Here is a 19,308-nt window from a genome sequence, read left to right as displayed (position 1 = left end):
GCAATTATAAATGTAACATTCATTTTAAACTATAGTTAAGATATAATAAAACTTTGGAAACTTTTTTTGTATTCTAAGTTTCCTGAATTATCTTTGCCGCGCATTATGAAAGATAAAATTTTAGAAAAAGCTACAGATTTATTCTTAAAATTAGGATTTAAGAGTGTTACTATGGATGACCTTGCTAATGAGTTAGGAATGTCTAAAAAAACTATTTACACCTATTTTGACAATAAAACTAGATTAGTAGAAGAAAGTACTTCCTATTTATTTAGTAATATTACTAATGGTATAAATAACATATGCTCTTTAAAACACAACCCTATTGTAGAAATGTTTGAGATTAGAAAATTTATAATTTCAAATTTAAAGGATGAGAGTTCTTCTCCTATTTACCAGTTGCAAAAGTATTACCCTAAAATTCATAAATTTTTAAAAAAAGAGCAATTTACATTTATGCAAAAATGTGTAATTGAGAACTTAAAAGAAGGGATAGAAGAAGGCTTATTTAGAAAAAACTTAGATATAGAGTTTATATCTAGAATATATTTTTCTGGAATGACAGCAATTAAGGATGATGACTTTTTTCCGCCAGAGCAATTTTCTAAAATTAAATTAATGGACAATTATTTAGAGTACCACTTACGAGGAATAGTAACAACAAAAGGAAAAAAAGTATTAACAGATATTATCAAATCAAATCAATCATAAATGAAAAGGAGTTTAACATTAGTACTATTGCTTTTGGGCATACAAATGGGTTTTTCACAAGACAAGCCCACTAGTTTTTCGCTGCAAGAGGCAATTAATTACGCACTAGAGCACAACTACAGTGCTATAAATGCAGACCGAGACATAGAAGATGCGCAAAAGCAAAAATGGGAAACTATTGCTAGCGGTTTACCACAAGTAAACGGTGCAATAAGTTACCAAAACCAACTAAAACAACCTGTATCTTTAATACCAGGAGAATTAGCCGGTGGTGCACCAGGATCATTTATTCCTGTGGTTTTTGGGCAAAAACAATCTACCAGTGCAACAGCAACATTAAGTCAGCAAATTTTTGATGGCTCTTATATTGTAGGTGTACAAGCAACAAAAACCTTTATAGACTACAGTGCCAACAGCAAAGAAAAAAATGCCTTAGATGTTCGCAAAGCTGTGGTAGAGGCCTATGGAAATGTACTTTTAGCTGAAGAAAGCACTGCTATACTAGAAAAAAACAAGGCAGCACTAGAAAAAAATCTTAATGAAACACAAAAGATTTTTGAAAACGGTTTAACAGAGGAAGAAAATGCAGAGCAATTACAAATTACATTAGCATCTGTAACCAACCAATTAAAAAATGCCATAAGGCTAAAAAAAATTACAGTACAAATGTTAAACTTAGTAATGGGGTTAGAGTTAGATAACCCAACTAAATTAACTGAAGACTTAGATATATTAACAGAAAAACAAATAGATTTTAACTTAATAGAAAGTAGCTTTAATTTAGAAAATAATGTAGACTATAAAATGGCACTTAACCTTAATGAACAACGTGCTTTAGAGCTTAAGTTAGAAAAAAGTAAAGCCTTACCTACACTTAATGCCTTTGTAAATTTTGGATATACAGCCTACAGTCAGGAATTTGATTTTTTAAAGAAAGAGACAGACTGGTTTAACTCTTCTATTTTAGGGTTTGATCTTAATATTCCTATTTTTAGTTCATTACGCAGAAGCGCATCTACACAACGTGCTAGAATTGCATTAGAAAAAGCAAAAACACAAAAAACAGAAGCAGAAGAGTCTTTACGTTTAAACTGGGAAAATGCAAAAAGCGAATACATTTTAGCTATTGAGCAGTACCAAACAAACAAAGATAATTTAGGATTAGCAGAACGTATAGAGAAAAAAAACCAAGTAAAGTATTTTGAAGGTTTAGCTACAAGTTTTGAACTTAGACAAGCGCAAACGCAACTATACGCAGTACAACAAGAGTATTTACAGTCTATGGTAGACGTAATTAATAAAAAAACAGCTTTAGAATTAATTCTAAATAACTAACCCCATCACAACAATTTGTAATACAAACAACATGAAAAAAATATTCTACATAGTAACACTTACAGCAGTTGTTACTGCCTGCGGAGGCAAAAACGACTCCATAGAAAGTATTATTGCTACAAAAAATATAGATAAAATAAGAGCAAAAAAAGCAACCGTTTCTGAGGAACACAAAACCTTAGAAAAACAAATGATATTATTAGATTCTGCTATTGCTGTTATACAAGGAAACAAAAACCTTCCTTTAATAAGCACCCTAACTACCAAAACACAAGTTTTTAATCACTTTTTAGAGTTGCAAGGTAATGTACAAACAAAACAAAATGTTTTAATTTACCCAGAAATGGCTGGTACGCTAAAAAGAGTATACGTTAAAGAGGGGCAAAAAGTAAACAAAGGACAAGTACTTGCAACTATAGATGATGGTGGTATGAGCAGCCAACTTGCACAGTTAAAAACACAAGCAGAATTAGCTAAAACTACGTATGAAAGACAGCAAAGGCTATGGGAACAAAAAATAGGCTCAGAAATACAGTATTTACAAGCTAAAACAAATTATGAGGCTCAGGTAAATGCTATTAAACAAGCAGAAAGCCAATTAGGAAAATCTACCATAAGAGCCCCTTTTACAGGTATTATAGACAATGTTATTAAGGAACAAGGTACTGTTGTTGCTCCTGGTATGGGATCTGAAGTTTTTAGAATTGTAAACCTTTCTAATATGTATTTAGATGTAGAAGTGCCAGAAACTTACATTAAAAGCATTAAAAACGGTAAAGAAGCTGTTGTTTATTTTCCAATTTTAAACGATAGTGTTACAACTAAAATTAGACAAACAGGCAACTTTATTAACCCTAGTAACAGATCCTTTTCTGTAGAGGTTTCTGTTCCTAATAAAAACGGTAACATAAAACCAAATTTAACAGCTAAAGTTAGACTTAATGACTACACTAACAACGAGGCTATTTTAATACCGCAAAGCGTAATATCAGAAAATGCTAACGGGGAGCAATATGTTTATGTAGCAGAAAAAACTGAAGAAAATTACGCAACTGCAAAAAAGAAAATAATTACTACAGGTAAAAGTCAAGGTCCGTTAATAGAGGTTATTTCTGGATTAACAGCTAATGAACACGTAATTAAAGAAGGTGCAAGAACAGTTAAAGACGGACAAAAAGTTGAAATTTTAAATCAATAATTCCATGAGCAAAATACAAAAAAACGCCGACAAGGAATTTAAAATATCCTCATGGGCTATAGATAACCCTTCGGTTATTTACGTACTTATTGGGCTATTTTTATGGATAGGACTCTCTGCATACTTAGCTATGCCCAGAGAAGATTTTCCAGAGGTAATAGAGACCAAAATATACATTAGCACACCATATCCTGGTAACACTGCTGAGGATATAGAACGTTTAATTACAGATCCCTTAGAAGATAAAATTAAGAACGTTAGTAACGTTGTAGAATTTACATCTACCTCTCAAGAAGATTATGCTATGATTATAGTAGAATTTGATGAAGGTATAAGTGTAGAGGAAGCTAAGCAAAAAATTAAGGACGAAGTAGATGCCGAAAAAGCTAGTGAAGACTGGCCAACATTTAACGGCGCTAAAGTAGAGCCTAATGTTTTTGACCTTAACTTATCTGAAGAAATGCCAATAATGAACATTAACTTTACAGGAGATTACCCTGTAGAAAAGTTAAAAGATTTTGCTGAGTATTTACAAGATGAAGTTGAAGACTTACAAGAAATTAAAAAGGCAGATATACGCGGTGCTCAAGAAAAAGAGGTAGAAATTGCGGTAGACATTTATAAAATGATGGCTGCTAAAATTAGTTTTGATGATGTTTTAAACACCATTAGAGGTGGTAACGTTACTATGTCTGCTGGTAACTTAAAAACAGAAGAGCAAAGAAGAACCATCCGTATTTTAGGAGAAGTAAAAGACCCTCAACTACTAAACAACTTTGTTGTTAAGTCAGAAAATGGCGCTACATATCTTAGAGACATTGCAAAAATTACGTTTTCGGAAGAAGACAAAACCACCTATGCCAGAGAGTTTGGTGAAAGTGTAGTTATGTTAGATGTTAAAAAAAGAGCCGGTCAAAACTCAATTTCTGCATCAGACCAAATTAAAAAAATAGTAAAAAAAGCACAAAAGGAGTATTATCCGCCAGACTTAAAAATTTCTATTGCTAATGATTCTTCTACTAAAACCTTAAACCAAGTTGATGACCTAGTAAACAATATTATTTTTGGTATTATACTGGTTGTAACTGTATTAATGTTCTTTTTAGGATTTAGAAACGCCCTATTTGTTGGTTTTGCCATTCCTATGTCTATGTTTATGTCTTTTATGATATTATCTTGGCTAGGTTACACCCTAAATACAATGATTCTTTTTGGAATGATTATGGGACTTGGTATGCTTGTAGATAACGGTATTGTTGTTGTAGAAAACGTGTACCGTTTAATGGATGAAGGCTTATCTAAAGTTGAAGCTGCAAAAAAAGGTGTTGGTGAAATTGCTTTCCCAATTATAGTATCTACACTTACCACAGTTGCGGCCTTTGTACCTCTTGGTTTATGGCCAGGTGTAATGGGGCAGTTTATGAAGTTTTTCCCAATAACATTATCCGTTGTTTTAGGTTCTTCATTATTGGTAGCAATTTTAATGAACTCTATGCTAGTTTCTAGATTTATGGAACTAGGCGAAAAAGAACTTACCGTTAAACAACTTATACGTTTAAGTATTATTCTTGGTGGTTTTGGTATATTGATACTAGTTTTTGGCGGCGTAATGAGAGGTTTAGGTACTGTTATGCTTATTACTGCTGTAATGTTCTGGGCGTACAAATATTTCATTAAAAAATGGGCAATTCGTTTTCAAAAAAACACAATGGTTAAGTTTGAAAACTGGTATGAACGCAGATTAAAACACGCCTTAAGAGGTGGTAACGTTTACTGGTATGTATCTATAACCTTTGTTCTTTTAATTGTTGTATTTATGCTTTTTGGTATGTCTGTTGGCAGCAAAAGAACCAAAATAGAATTTTTCCCAGACAATATACCAAATGAAATATCTGTATATGTAGAATATCCAGAAGGTACATCTATAGAGAAAACAAATGCTATAACTAAGGTTATAGAAAAAAGAGTTTATGAGATTTTAGATGATGACATATACAAACACGATGGGGAAAACTTTATTGTAGATTCTGCTGTATCACAAGTAGGTGAAGGTGCTGGTAACCCACAAACCGATGGTGGTTCTGCTGCAGAAATGCCTCATAAAGGTAAAATAACAGTAAACTTTAGCGAGTTTAAATTTAGGAGAGGAATTAATACCGAGGAAATACGTGCAAAAGTGCAAAAAGCATTAAGTGGTATTTACCCAGGTGTAAATATATCTGTAGAAAAAGACGTAAATGGTCCACCTGCTGGCTACCCAATTAACATTGAGTTAGAGGGTAAAGATTACAATGAACTAATTTCTACTGCAGAAAGCGTTAAAAACTTTATTAATACCAAAAACATAGCTGGTATAGAAGAAATAAAGATTGATGTTAACAAGAGTAAACCATCTATGGAAGTAGTTGTAGATCGTGAAAAAGCAGGAGAATTAGGCGTTTCTGTTGCACAGGTTGGCAACCAATTGCGTAGAGCCTTATTTGGCGAAAAAGCAGGAATTTATAAAGAAGATGGTGATGATTATGATATTAACGTGCGCTTTAATGAAGATTTACGCTACAATACAAATGCGTTATTTAATCAGAATATAATTTTTAGAGATCCATCTAACGGACAAATAAAAGAAATTCCGGTTTCTGCTGTTGCCAGCGTTAAAAATACATCTGGTTTTAGTGCTATTAAGCATAGAGACAATGAGCGCGTGGTAACTATTTATTCTGGTTTAGAGCCTGGTTATACAGATGCAGCTGCAATTGTAGATGAAATACAAAAAGAAATGGAAGATTATAAAGGTAAACCTGATACCGTAAAAATTGACTATACAGGTCAAATTGAAGAGCAAAACAAACAAATGAAATTTCTTGTAAGTGCGTTCTTTTCTGGTTTAGGTTTAATTATGCTTATCTTAATTTTTCAGTTTGGTGGTATTTCTAAACCCGTAATTATTATGATTGCTATCTTCTTAAGCTTTATAGGAGTATTTGGAGGATTAATGATTACTGGCTGGTCTTTTGTTATTATGATGACTATGATGGGTATTATATCCTTAGCGGGTATTGTAGTAAATAATGGTGTTGTTTTGTTAGATTATACCCAAATACTTATAGATCGTAAAAAAGTAAAACTTGGTTTAGATGAAAAAGATGTACTGTCTAGAGAAGAAGCTACAGAAGCAATTGTAACAGGTGGTAAAGCAAGACTAAGACCCGTAATTTTAACTGCGGTTACAACTGTACTTGGTTTAATACCTCTTGCAATAGGCTTAAATATAGATTTCTTTGCCCTATTCTCTGAGTTTAACCCACATATATATATTGGTGGTGACAATGTTATTTTTTGGGGACCTTTAGCCTGGACAGTTATTTTTGGACTTATGGTAGCTACATTTTTAACCCTAATAATTGTACCTGCATTGTTTGATATAACATACAGACTAAAAATAAGGTTTTATAAAAAAAGCTAAAGTAAGTGCAGCGTAAACACTGCAACATACCATAAAAAAAAGGCGCTAATAATAGCGCCTTTTTGTTTTTTAAAACTTTATTTAAAAAAGTTATTCTTTTATTTTTTCTTGTATTTTTTTAGAAATCATAAATATTACCAACAATACTATAGCACACAAAGCCGCAACAATACAGATAAGTGCAATAGTACTTGGGCCACTAAGTGGATCTTCAAAATTAATTTGAGTTACATTGTACCCAATTAACAACCCTGCTATTAAAAACAAGATTATAAATACTACTTTATTCATTTTAACTACTTTTTAAAAGAGTTCATTAATATTTGCAGCAAATAATTTTACCGCTATTGCCAGCAAAATTACACCAAAAACTTTTCTAATTACACTTAATCCGCTTTTTCCTAGTACTCTTTCTATTTTTTTAGAAGACTTTAACACTATATACACAAAAAGTATGTTTACTAAAATGGCTACAATTATATTTTGAACGTGATACTCTGCACGTAAAGATAATAAAGAAGTCATTGTACCTGCTCCTGCTATTAACGGAAAAGCAATTGGCACTATAGATGCCGTTTCAGGAACATCATCTTTGTAAAGCGTAATACCTAATATCATTTCTATAGCCATAAAAAAGATAATAAAAGAACCCGCTACAGCAAAAGAATTTACATCTATACCAATAAGGTTAAGTATTTCTTCTCCAACAAACAAAAATGCTACCATAATTAAAGTAGCTACCAATGATGCTTTTTCAGACTGTATGTGTCCTACTTTTGCTCTTAAACTTATAATTATAGGTATACTACCAATAATATCTATTACAGCAAACAAAATCATACTTGCAGTAACAATCTCCTTAAAATCAAAAAAACTAGAAGGCATAATTTTACTTTTTTTAAAAATCGGTGCAAACTTACACTTTATAAAACGGTTTTAAATTACTAAAATTAAAAATAACAGCTTATTAACGTTAAAAAAGTATCTTTGCACACTTATATTACGCATATGTTTCAAATAGGAAAAACCATAGTATCTGAAGAAATTATTGACAACGATTTTGTTTGCAATTTAACGGCTTGTAAAGGTGCTTGTTGTATAGATGGAGACGCTGGAGCTCCTTTAGAAGATAAGGAAACCGAAATTTTAGTTGACATTTACCAAGATGTTAAACCTTTTTTAAGACCAGAAGGTATTGCTGCCATAGAAGAACAAGGTGCATTTGTTAAGGGAGAAGACGGTGAATGGGAAACACCTTTAGTAAACGGTAGTGAATGTGCATATGTAGTTTTCTCTGAAAATGGAACCGCAAAATGCGGACTAGAAGATGCCTATAACGAAGGTGTTACCAGCTGGAAAAAGCCTGTATCATGCCATTTATACCCTGTTAGAACACGAGAATATTCAGAATTTACTGGTGTAAATTATCATAAATGGGAAATATGCGACACTGCCTGCTCACTTGGGCAAGAGTTAAAAGTGCCCATTTACAAGTTTGTAAAAGAGGCTTTAATTAGAAAATTTGGAGAAGATTGGTATAACGAGTTGGACCTAGTTGCTAAAGAGTATACCAAGTTAAATAATGGGAATAGTTAAAGTTACTTCTGTCCCTAGCGCAGTGCCATCTTCATCTTTTAGATCTACAAACTCTACTTTAAAAGAATTTAAATAATCTTTAGAAAAGTTTTTAAGGCGCTCTTTAGTAATATCTATACCTAAAGATTTTCTTTTAAGCACTTTAGCTTCTTTAATTTTTTCTGATGCTGCTCTACCTATACCATTATCTGTTATACTAATTATTATAAACTCTTCATCTGGTTTAGAAATCTGAAGATCTATTTTTTTAGCACCTTTTTTAGAGGACAAACCATGCCATAATGCGTTTTCTAAAAATGGCTGTAAAATTAATGACGGTATTTTTACCTGGTTAATATCTACATCTCTACCAACATGAACAGTAAAATCTATTTTGTTAGAAAAACGAATGTTTTCTATATGCATATACAAGCTAACGGTTTCTAATTCATCTTCTAATGAAATCTCTTTTAAAGATGAAGCTTCTAGTATTTTACGGACCAATTTAGAAAACTTATTTAGATAGTGTACAGCATTCTTTTTTTCGTTATTAATTATATATAATTTAATAGAATTTAAAGAATTAAATAAAAAATGTGGATTCATTTGGCTACGTAACATTGTTTGCTCCAATGTCAACATTTTTTTATCACTAGTTAATTGATTTTGTTTATAAAACACAAATAAAACCACTGCCAACAGCAGTAAAGAAATACCAATTATTAATAAAGTAGCTCTATTTTTTTTTAGTTTTAGCTTTACAATTTCATTATCTTTCCTAAGGTTTTCTATTTCATTGTTAATTTTTTCATTCTCGTACCTTAAAATAACATCGTTAGCGTAACGTATGTTTCTTGTGCTACTAATTTGTTTTTCTAATTCTATTGCTCTTTTATAATACGTTAGGGCTTTGTCATAATTTCCTTTTAAATGCTCTAACTCAGACAATCTTTTGGTGCCCAAAGCAATTATTCTTGGTATACCTTGTTCTTTACCAATTTCTATACTATTTGTTATATGTTTTTCTGCCTTTACTATATTATTTAACTGCATAAAAGCCCAACCCATATTTGCCTCTACAAAAGCAGTAATAAATTTGTCCCCTAATTGTTTGGCTCCTATTAAAGCAGTGTCTAAAAGTACAATTGCTTCTTTTGGTTTGTTTTGTTTTAAGTATACTTGTGCTATGCTATTGTTGCATATAACTTTTCCTTTGTTTGAGTTTATTTCTTCATTATAAGCTAAAGAAGTTCTGTACTTATCTAGTGCCTCTTGTAATTTCCCTTGCTCCTCTAAAGCCTCTCCTATATTTTGGTAATTTATAGCTAACCCAAGTTTATTCCCTAATTCTTCCTCTATTTTTAAAGACGCATGGTACCTGTTAATAGCTAAATTATATTGCTCTAAACTATGGTATAAATTACCAATACTATTTAAAGATACATTTATACTTCTTTTTAATTCTTCGTTAGGATTTTTTACGCTTTCTGCCAACTCTAGTGCTTGTTGGTTGTAATCTAAAGCAGTACGTATAGCATCTATTCTTCTATAATCTACCCCAAGCATATTTAAACTGTAAACCTTAAACTCCAAATTATCTGCATTGGTAGAGGCTTGTAATCCTAGTTTATGTAGTTGTATTGCTTTTTTGTACCTTGAAAGGTTTCTATACACGGTTCCTAATTGATTGTATGCATAGGAAACTCCAATATAATAACGATGCTTTTCTGAATTTACAGCCAAATACCTTAATAATAGAGTATCCTTTTTACTGTATTTAATAACAGTATTTATCTCTTTATACGTTTGCGGTTTTGCTAGTATTAAGCTATCTATCTTTTTTTTATATGCATTACTTAAAGTAGCTTGCCCCTTGGCTCCAATACAAAATAAGAACAAGACACACAGCAGTATAATATGCAATATTGGCTTTATAATAAGTATGTTGTTTTTTAATTTAAACGTCATGACACTGTTATAGCAAGTCTAAAAAATTAGACTTTTTTTGCCTAGAAACGGGAATTCTGTCATTAGACTGTAGCACCAAATACCCATCAGTTTTTATAAACTCTTTTACTTTATTTACATTGACTATGTACGAATTATGCACTCTAAAAAAGTTTTCTAAGGTAAGCATATCATCTACCTCTTTAAGTTTTTTTGTAAGTACAACTTTGTTACCATCATCTAAATACAGTGTACTATAATTTCCGTCAGACTCCGCATACATAATTTCGTCACTATTTAAAAAAATTAACTTACCATCTGTATTTATGGTTATTCTTTTATTTACCATATTAGAATTAAAACCAATAAGCAAACGTTCTAAGCGCTCTATAGTATCGTTTTTCTGATTGTACTTTTTAATTTTAATAATAGTGTCATTTAAATCATCTGTATCTATAGGCTTTAACAAATAATCTATAGCCTCATTTTTTAAGGCTTTTATAGCGTACTGGTTGTACGCAGTAGTAATTATAATAGGGTATTCCCTATCTTTTACTTTTTGCATAAACTGAAAACCATCCATTATAGGCATTTCTATATCTAAAAATACACAATCTGGTATGTTTCCTTCCAAATAGTTAAGAGCCTCGTAAGGATCTGTAAAAGAAGCTACCACTCTAATTTCATCACTAAAGTTGGTTAACTCCCAAGTTAAGCTCTGTATGGCTTTTATTTCATCGTCAATTACAACTGCTTCTATCATAATAAAGATTTAGAATAGTAAATGTACAATACATTGTTTAAAACAATATTTTTTTTGTGTAGTTGGCATAAAATTGCGTGTTAATTGCTCAAAAAAGGTATAAATCATACAAACTACACAGTTTTTTTTGCCATTTATACATTGTTAACCAAAAGATTACTAAATGATTATAAATTAGCACTGTATTAGATGTGCGCAATACAACAATTATAAAGCAAACTTAAAAGCAATTATAGTATTATGAAAAAATGCATTTTTATGTTTAGTCTGTTAGTAATTACAATAGCTGTTGCTGCACTAATGGAAAATAACAAAACAACAACGCTAAATAAAGAAGAACCTGTATTAGCAAATATGAACAACAGTACAAAACCTTTAATACCAACAACAATAAATAAAAAAGATAAATAATTTTATGATACCACCAAACTAAGAGTTTACGATTCTAAAGGACGTGTATTAAAAAACAGAATACACAACTGCGTTAAGCAGCCTAGCTTTAGTTAAACGTTAAATGATTTTTATTGCAAATGATTTAAAGGTTTCGGGGGGAACTACCTGAATCATATAATATTTCATTTTTGTAAAAACTAAAGCCAGAATCGTAAAGTTTGGTGCGTCATAAATTGCTACTTCACTAGCTCACAACACTTATAAACAATATACTTTTTGGTTTATTTTTTTAGAACATTTTTATGTTTTAAAAACTAAAAAAACATATAAATTCTTCAAAGGCAATAAACATCACTAGCGAGCACACATGTCAACAATTGCTGTTAAAAACTTATAAGCTAAAAGCAGCAAAACCCCTTTACCATGTGCCTACATTTTACAATCTTTGTAGTCCCCCAAGGTTTAAGGAACAATTCTCCTTAAAATTTTAAAAACAGTTATAATCCAGATTTAAATTATGTCAGCAGCAATAGAACCTATTTTAGAAAAAAACGAAGACAGATTTGTAATTTTTCCTATTAAACATAATGATTTATGGGATTGGTACAAGAAATGTGAAGCTAGTTTCTGGACAGCTGAAGAAATAGATTTACACGCTGATCTAGATGACTGGAAAAACAAATTAAACGACGACGAACGTTATTTTATTAAACACATATTAGCGTTTTTTGCTGCATCTGATGGTATTGTAAATGAAAACCTAGCAGAAAACTTTGTTAGTGAAGTACAATATGCAGAAGCAAAATTCTTTTATGGTTTTCAAATAATGATGGAAAACATACACTCTGAAACATATTCGTTATTAATTGACACTTATGTTAAAGATGAAAAAGAAAAAGATATTTTATTTCATGCATTAGAGAACTTCCCTGCTATTAGAAAAAAGGCAGATTGGGCTTTAAAATGGATTGAATCTCCAAGTTTTGCAGAGCGCTTAATTGCTTTTGCAGCAGTAGAAGGCATTTTCTTTTCTGGTTCTTTCTGTTCTATATTTTGGCTTAAAAAAAGAGGCCTAATGCCTGGTTTAACCTTTTCTAACGAATTAATATCTAGAGATGAAGGTATGCACTGTGATTACGCAGTACACTTACACAACCACCACTTAATAAACAAAGTACCTAAAGAGCGTATTACAGAAATACTTGTAGACGCATTAGATATAGAAAGAGAATTTATTACAGAATCTTTACCTGTAAGCTTAATTGGTATGAACTCTAAATTAATGACACAATATTTAGAATTTGTAACAGACCGCTTATTAGTAGAATTAAACTGTGACAAAGTGTACAACTCTACCAATCCGTTTGACTTTATGGATATGATTTCTCTTCAAGGAAAAACAAATTTCTTTGAAAAAAGAGTAGCCGAGTACCAAAAATCTGGAGTTGCCAACAATAATGATGGTGACGACGCACAGAAAATTAGCTTTGACGCAGATTTTTAAAATTTAACCCTTTTATTTTTTAGAATACACTTCTAAAAAAAGCACTATAAATAACCAATTTGTTGAGTCTCACAAGACTTGACCTAACCAACGTATCACTAAAAACAATTGTAGCATGTATGTAGTAAAAAGAGACGGCAGAAAAGAATTAATAATGTTTGACAAGATTACGGCAAGAGTTCGTAAACTTTGTTATGGCTTAAACGCATTAGTAGACCCTTTAAAAGTGGCTATGCGTGTTATAGAAGGTTTGTATGATGGTGTAACAACATCTGAGTTAGATAATTTAGCAGCAGAAATTGCCGCTACAATGACAACTACTCACCCAGATTATGCAAAACTAGCAGCACGTATATCTGTATCTAACTTACATAAAAACACGAAAAAATCTTTCTCTGAAGTAATGAAAGATTTATATGAATATGTAAACCCAAGAACAGGTAAAAAAGCACCTCTTTTATCTGATGAAGTCTTTAAAGTGATACAAGACAACTCAGAAAAACTAGACTCTACTATTATATACAACCGAGATTTTGGCTACGATTATTTTGGATTTAAAACCTTAGAGCGCTCTTACCTATTAAAACTTAATGGTAAAATAGCAGAACGACCACAACACATGTTAATGCGTGTATCTATAGGTATACATTTAAACGATTTAGATGCTGCTATAGAGACATATGAACTTATGTCTAAAAAATACTTTACACACGCTACACCAACATTGTTTAACTCTGGCACGCCAAAACCACAAATGTCTTCATGCTTTTTACTTGCTATGCAAGATGATAGTATTGATGGTATTTATGACACTTTAAAGCAAACTGCTAAAATATCTCAGTCTGCCGGTGGTATTGGTTTATCTATACACAATGTAAGAGCTACAGGTTCTTATATTGCAGGTACAAACGGTACGTCTAATGGTGTAGTACCAATGCTGCGCGTTTATAATGACACGGCTCGTTATGTAGATCAAGGAGGAGGAAAACGTAAAGGTAGCTTTGCTGTTTATGTAGAACCATGGCATGCAGATATTTTTGAGTTCCTAGATCTAAAAAAGAACCACGGTAAAGAAGAAATGCGTGCGCGTGACCTTTTTTACGCAATGTGGATTCCAGATTTATTTATGCAAAGAGTTGAAGCTAATGAAGACTGGACACTAATGTGCCCTAATGAATGCCCAGATTTATACAAAAAACACGATAAAGAATTTGAAGAAGCATACCTTGCATTTGAAGCTCAAGGCAAAGGAAGAAAAACAATAAAGGCTCGTGACCTTTGGGAAAAAATACTAGAATCTCAGATAGAGACTGGCACACCTTATATGCTTTACAAAGATGCCGCAAACCGTAAAAGTAACCAAAAGAACTTAGGTACTATACGCTCTTCTAACCTATGTACAGAAATTATGGAATACACTGCTCCTGATGAAGTAGCTGTGTGTAACCTTGCCTCTATTGCTTTACCAATGTTTGTAAAAAATGGAGAGTTTGACCATAAAGAGCTTTTTCGTGTAACTAAACGCGTTACCAGAAACTTAAACACTGTAATAGACCGCAACTACTATCCTGTAATAGAAGCTAAAAACTCTAATATGCGTCACAGACCAATTGGTTTAGGAGTACAAGGCTTAGCAGATGCGTTTATTATGATGCGTATGCCTTTTACTAGTGATGAAGCAAAAAAACTAAATCAGGAGATTTTTGAAACATTATACTATGCTGCCGTAACAGCTTCTATGGAAATGGCTAAGGAAGAAGGTCCTTACTCTAGCTACGAAGGATCTCCAATATCTAAAGGAGATTTTCAGCATAACTTATGGGGCATTAAAGATGATGAACTATCAGGCAGATGGGATTGGGAAAAATTACGCAAAAGCGTACTAAAAAATGGAGTTAGAAACTCTCTATTAGTTGCCCCAATGCCAACGGCTTCTACCTCTCAAATTTTAGGTAATAATGAGTGTTTTGAACCTTACACATCCAATATTTATACACGTAGAGTTTTATCTGGTGAGTTTATTGTAGTTAACAAGCATTTATTAGAAGATCTAGTACAATTAGGACTTTGGAATGAAAGCCTTAAACAAGAGCTTATGCGTGCTAACGGATCTATACAACACATAGATATTATTCCTCAAGAAATAAAAGAATTATATAAAACTGTTTGGGAGTTAAGTATGAAAGACATTATTGACATGTCTAGACACCGTGGGTATTTTATAGACCAAAGTCAGTCTTTAAACTTATTTATGGAAAACGCTAACTACTCTAAGTTAACATCTATGCACTTTTACGCATGGAAAAGCGGACTTAAAACGGGTATGTACTACTTAAGAACAAAAGCTGCGGCAGATGCAATTAAGTTTACAGTAGACAATAGCAAGAAAAAAGAAACTCCAAAAGTTGAAATTCCTGAACCAAAGTTAGCTGCAGTTAGTACTGCTCCTAAAGCTGCGGCAACGGAGTTAAAAGTTAACCCTACACCTGTAGATACAGATGTAGAACCTATGAGTGCAGCAGAAATGAAAGCACTTATAGAACAAGCTAAAGCTGGCCAAGCAGATGACGATTGTTTAATGTGCGGCTCATAACAGCATAAAGCTTTATGAACACCTCTCGTTATGGACGAGAAAAAAAATACCTCAACTATGCCCTCCCCTAATTTGGCATAGCTTGAGGTTTTTTATTTAACATTATTATTTTACCAACTACACCAAACAAAAAAGCATCATTAAACACTACCATAATAGTAGATTTAATGATGCTTTTAATTTATAAAGCCAAGAAATAGTCTTAACTATTCTTTTCTAAGTCTAGGTCTAATAATTGTAGAATACACTAGTGCAGAAGTATACACAATTAATAAAATAAAATAATTCTCCATAGTAGTTCGTATTTACAAAAAGAGAAATATTACCCTTTTGTTATTTATACGTTATGAAAATACAAAAACTTTACATACAACCAAATAAAAGTGCAGTTAATCGATAAAAATTTATAGAATTTAACTTAAAATTACAATTTCCAACATAACACAAGCATATAAAATACAAAAAAGCCGTGCATAAGCACAGCTTTTTAGTACGTTAAACAACATATTTAAATAAAATTATCCACTTCTTTATAAGCATTAATAACAGCACGTTCCCCTGCTTTATTTTGCATAGAGTTTCCGTGCTCCATACCTAAAATGCCAGTAAAATTTTTATTATAAATAAATTTAAAAACGTTTTTATAATTTATCTCCCCAGTTGTAGGTTCCTTTCTTCCTGGGTTATCTCCAATTTGTATATAAGCTATTTCATCCCAACATGCTTCCATATTTGGTATTAAATTACCCTCTTGAATTTGCTGATGATAAATATCAAATAAAATTTTACAAGATGGAGAATCTACAGCCTTACAAATTTCATAAGCTTGTGGAGAATCTGTTAAAAACAAACCAGGGTGATCTCTAAAGTTTAACGGCTCTAACACCATAACTATGCCGTGAGGCTCTAAAATAGAAGCTGCTTGCTTTAAAGACTCTATTACATGTGCCGTTTGGTACCCCATAGACTGTTTTAAATCTACATGACCTGGCACAACAGTAACCCATTTAGCATTAACACGCTTAGCGACCTCAACAGATCTTTTAATTTCGGACAAGAACTTTTCTCTTAAAGCCAAATCGCCAGAAGCCAAACTAGGCTTTTTCCATAATATTTCATGAGCAACAAAAACCCCCATTTGCATCCCCAAATTTTGCATTGTTTTTGCAAGTTTATTTTGAGTAGCAACATCACGATTAAGCATAGTATTATCTTCTAACGCTGTAAAGCCCTCACTTGCCATAAAATGCAGTTGATCTTCTAAACTTTTAGCATAATTAGAAAACATACCAAAATGTGGCGCATACTTTAAATTAAATGTATGCTTAGCTTTCTCAATATTATTAGAAGCAGCACCATAAGCAACACCTAAGGTTATAGCCCCTGTAGTTAATGCCGATTTTTGTATAAAACTCCTTCTCTTCATAAAATTAGTTAATTACAAAGCCCAAGCTTTACCTCCTGTAAATTCGTCAATAGTACCACAAGGAACATACTTTCCTGGAATAGGGTCAAAAGCTAAAAAGTTTTTAGCTATTTCTTCGGTTGCTTTATAACCTCTAATTGTCCAACCTCTAAGCTCTTGCGCAAAAGCAATTGCCCCAGAGTTTACATCTAACTCTCCTACTTCTCCATTGGCAATAGCATTATTATAATTACGCATAGTAATATCTTGTTGTTTTATTTGCTCTTCAGACAATTTTAAACAACTTGCTAATGTATTTTCAAGCTCTTCAGCAGTAATATCAGAAACAGCTTCTTTTTTTGAATTACTTTTTGCTAAAGATAAAAAACTAGCCATTTTAGCTTTAAACAAAGCCTTTTCTTCCGCTGTGTTAGACACATTAATATATTGGTCTACAAACATATGAACATTTGCTTCAGATGCTGAAGGAGAATCTGTTTTAGGTAAAATAATATCCATTAGGGTTACTACAACATCACCTTCTTCTTGAGAAAAAAACTCTGGAGTAAAAGCAACACCTTTATCATTTTTACAACTTTGTACAATACTAATTAAGGTTGGCGTAGCTACAACATAGCCTAATGACAAACCTAGGTTCTTAAGTGCTAATCTTCTATTCATTATAATAATCCTTTTTTAAATTGTTCTGCAGCATGGTTTGCCGCTCTTGCAGTAAAAGCCATATATGTTAACGATGGGTTAACACATGAAGATGATGTCATGAAAGACCCATCTGTTACATATACATTTGGTACAGAGTGCACCTGATTGTATTTATTAAGCACAGATGTTTTAGGATCATGACCCATACGAGCCGTACCCATTTCATGAATACCAAGACCTAAAGCCCCAATATTATCAAAGACATTAACATCTCTTAATCCTGCAGATTTTAACATAGCTGCGGCCTGCTCTTTAATATCTTCACGCATTTTAAGTTCATTCTCCTTAAATTCTGCATCAAAAGTAACAGTTGGCAATCCCCAATCATCCAATTTATTATAATCTAGAGTAAACCTATTATCTTCATAAGGCAATACTTCACCAAATCCCATAATACCCATAGTCCATCCGCCTGGCTTTAAAATAGCATCTTTTAAATCTTTGCCATAACCTGTTTCTGCAACAACCTCTTGCCAGTTACCTCTGCTTGCACCACCTTGGTAACCGTAACCTCTTATAAATTCTTTACGATCTGTATCACCTCCTAAATTTCTAAATCTAGGAATATATATACCGTTTGCCTTTCTGCCTTTATAATATTTATCTTCAAAGCCATCAAACTTACCATTTGCACCACAACCTAAATGGTGATCCATAATATTTCTTCCTAGCTGGTCTGACTCATTACCCATTCCGTTAGGGAAAGTATCAGACTTAGACTGCATTAATATAGCTGTAGAAGCAATAGCAGAAGCACATAAGAAAATTACCTTTGCTTTAAATTCTATTTTTTCTTTTGTTATTCTATCAATAACTTTAACTCCAGTTGCTTTTTTAGTTTCTTCATCATAAATAACCTCATAAACAATAGAGTCTGGCCTAAGTGTTAAATTACCTGTAGCCTCTGCAGCTGGTAACGTAGAAGAGTTACTACTAAAATACGCACCAAAAGGACAACCTCTACTACAACGATTACGAAACTGACATTTAGACCTACCGTCTCCTGCAAACTTTTTATCACTAGTAATGTGGGCAACTCTACCAGCTGTTACAACGCGGCCATTAAAATTTTCAGCTACACTTTCTTTTAACTTTTCTTCAACACAATTAAGCGGCATTACAGGCTCAAACTTACTATCTGGTAATTGCGGCAAGCCTAAGCTTTCTCCAGACACACCAATAAAAGTTTCTACCTTTTCATACCACGGCTCTATATCCTTATAACGAACAGGCCAATCTACACCGTGACCATCTTTTTTATTGGCTTCAAAATCTATATCACTCCAGCGGTAACTGTGCCTACCCCACATTATAGATCTTCCTCCAACATGGTAACCACGCATCCAATCAAAACGTTTAGTTTCATTGTAAGGGTGTTCTAAATCATTTACAAACCAATGCTTTGTATCTGCATTTGTAGTATATCCAGTTCTAGACTGTTTTTCTTGTTTTGCTTTTTCTTCAGGAGAAATGGCTCCGTTATTTGGCAAATCCCAAGACTCTTTAAAAGCGGTTGGGTAATCATCCCTATGTTTTACCATTCTACCTCTTTCCAAAATTAAAGTCTTTAAACCAGCCTCACACAATTCTTTAGCGGCCCATCCTCCACTTATGCCAGTTCCTACAACTATAGCATCATAAGACTCTTGTTCTTCGTTATAATAAAATTTGCCCATTCTTTGTATTGTTTATTTCATA

Annotated in this window: 15 protein-coding genes; 8 read left to right on the top strand and 7 right to left on the bottom strand. The window is 32.5% G+C overall.

What is annotated here, in order from left to right:
• Window positions 1-105: 105 nt before the first annotated feature.
• The 4 genes from BFJ87_RS05970 to BFJ87_RS05955 are packed head-to-tail and all read left to right on the top strand — an operon-like array spanning window position 106 to window position 6,707.
• Complete coding sequence (locus tag BFJ87_RS05970; protein ID WP_077401351.1) at window positions 106-711, top strand: TetR/AcrR family transcriptional regulator; 606 nt, start codon at window positions 106-108, stop codon at window positions 709-711.
• On the top strand, window positions 712-2,046 hold the full coding sequence (locus tag BFJ87_RS05965; protein ID WP_077401348.1) for a TolC family protein: 1,335 nt from the start codon (window positions 712-714) through the stop codon (window positions 2,044-2,046).
• A gap of 31 nt (window positions 2,047-2,077) precedes the next feature.
• Complete coding sequence (locus BFJ87_RS05960; RefSeq protein ID WP_077401345.1) at window positions 2,078-3,244, top strand: efflux RND transporter periplasmic adaptor subunit; 1,167 nt, start codon at window positions 2,078-2,080, stop codon at window positions 3,242-3,244.
• A gap of 4 nt (window positions 3,245-3,248) precedes the next feature.
• The gene (locus BFJ87_RS05955; RefSeq protein WP_077401342.1) at window positions 3,249-6,707 is read left to right on the top strand and encodes an efflux RND transporter permease subunit; all 3,459 of its coding nucleotides are present in this window, start codon (window positions 3,249-3,251) and stop codon (window positions 6,705-6,707) included.
• A 90-nt stretch (window positions 6,708-6,797) separates the two neighbouring features.
• Here the strand turns inward: BFJ87_RS05955 and BFJ87_RS05950 are convergent, their stop codons facing one another.
• Window positions 6,798-6,998 (bottom strand): hypothetical protein, encoded by a 201-nt coding sequence (locus tag BFJ87_RS05950; protein ID WP_077401339.1) that lies wholly within the window; start codon window positions 6,996-6,998, stop codon window positions 6,798-6,800.
• A gap of 12 nt (window positions 6,999-7,010) precedes the next feature.
• Window positions 7,011-7,592 (bottom strand): MarC family protein, encoded by a 582-nt coding sequence (locus BFJ87_RS05945; protein WP_077401336.1) that lies wholly within the window; start codon window positions 7,590-7,592, stop codon window positions 7,011-7,013.
• Window positions 7,593-7,715: 123 nt separating this feature from the next.
• Between BFJ87_RS05945 and BFJ87_RS05940 the strand changes: the two genes are divergently transcribed.
• Window positions 7,716-8,303 carry a DUF3109 family protein gene (locus tag BFJ87_RS05940; protein WP_077401333.1) on the top strand — a complete coding sequence of 196 codons (588 nt, stop codon included), beginning with the start codon at window positions 7,716-7,718 and terminating at the stop codon, window positions 8,301-8,303.
• On the opposite strand, the gene BFJ87_RS05935 is transcribed toward BFJ87_RS05940, so the two are convergent.
• Together BFJ87_RS05935 and BFJ87_RS05930 are read right to left on the bottom strand one after the other, a co-directional pair.
• Complete coding sequence (locus tag BFJ87_RS05935) at window positions 8,283-10,250, bottom strand: tetratricopeptide repeat-containing sensor histidine kinase (protein ID WP_077401330.1); 1,968 nt, start codon at window positions 10,248-10,250, stop codon at window positions 8,283-8,285. The two genes, BFJ87_RS05940 and BFJ87_RS05935, sit on opposite strands and share 21 nt — an antisense overlap.
• 7 nt (window positions 10,251-10,257) lie before the next feature.
• Entirely contained in the window at window positions 10,258-10,992 is a 735-nt protein-coding gene (locus BFJ87_RS05930) for a LytR/AlgR family response regulator transcription factor (protein ID WP_077401327.1), read from the bottom strand.
• Window positions 10,993-11,232: 240 nt separating this feature from the next.
• Here BFJ87_RS05930 and BFJ87_RS16865 point away from each other — a divergent pair, with 240 nt between their 5' ends.
• The 3 genes from BFJ87_RS16865 (at window position 11,233) to BFJ87_RS05920 (ending at window position 15,482) form a co-directional block, all read left to right on the top strand.
• A complete protein-coding gene (locus tag BFJ87_RS16865) occupies window positions 11,233-11,403 on the top strand; it encodes a hypothetical protein (RefSeq protein WP_171974472.1) in 171 nt (56 codons plus the stop codon).
• A 499-nt stretch (window positions 11,404-11,902) separates the two neighbouring features.
• Window positions 11,903-12,889: a ribonucleotide-diphosphate reductase subunit beta gene (locus BFJ87_RS05925; protein WP_013621240.1), complete on the top strand. Its 987-nt coding sequence runs from the start codon at window positions 11,903-11,905 to the stop codon at window positions 12,887-12,889.
• A gap of 115 nt (window positions 12,890-13,004) precedes the next feature.
• Window positions 13,005-15,482 (top strand): ribonucleoside-diphosphate reductase subunit alpha, encoded by a 2,478-nt coding sequence (locus BFJ87_RS05920; RefSeq protein ID WP_077401324.1) that lies wholly within the window; start codon window positions 13,005-13,007, stop codon window positions 15,480-15,482.
• Window positions 15,483-15,990: 508 nt separating this feature from the next.
• On the opposite strand, the gene BFJ87_RS05915 is transcribed toward BFJ87_RS05920, so the two are convergent.
• The 3 genes from BFJ87_RS05915 to BFJ87_RS05905 are packed head-to-tail and all read right to left on the bottom strand — an operon-like array spanning window position 15,991 to window position 19,286.
• Window positions 15,991-16,908 (bottom strand): hydroxypyruvate isomerase family protein, encoded by a 918-nt coding sequence (locus BFJ87_RS05915; RefSeq protein ID WP_077401321.1) that lies wholly within the window; start codon window positions 16,906-16,908, stop codon window positions 15,991-15,993.
• 12 nt (window positions 16,909-16,920) lie between these two features.
• Window positions 16,921-17,568, bottom strand: a complete 648-nt coding sequence (locus tag BFJ87_RS05910; protein ID WP_077401318.1) for a gluconate 2-dehydrogenase subunit 3 family protein — start codon at window positions 17,566-17,568, stop codon at window positions 16,921-16,923.
• Entirely contained in the window at window positions 17,568-19,286 is a 1,719-nt protein-coding gene (locus tag BFJ87_RS05905; RefSeq protein ID WP_077401315.1) for a GMC oxidoreductase, read from the bottom strand. Before BFJ87_RS05905 ends, BFJ87_RS05910 begins: the two co-directional genes overlap by 1 nt.
• Window positions 19,287-19,308 lie beyond the last annotated feature (22 nt).

It is taken from the genome of Cellulophaga omnivescoria, assembly GCF_001999725.1.
In the GTDB taxonomy this organism is placed as follows: Bacteria; Bacteroidota; Bacteroidia; order Flavobacteriales; family Flavobacteriaceae; genus Cellulophaga; species Cellulophaga omnivescoria.
The sequence above is the reverse complement of the archived record's forward strand: the minus strand, read 5'-3'. Positions and strand labels throughout refer to the sequence as shown.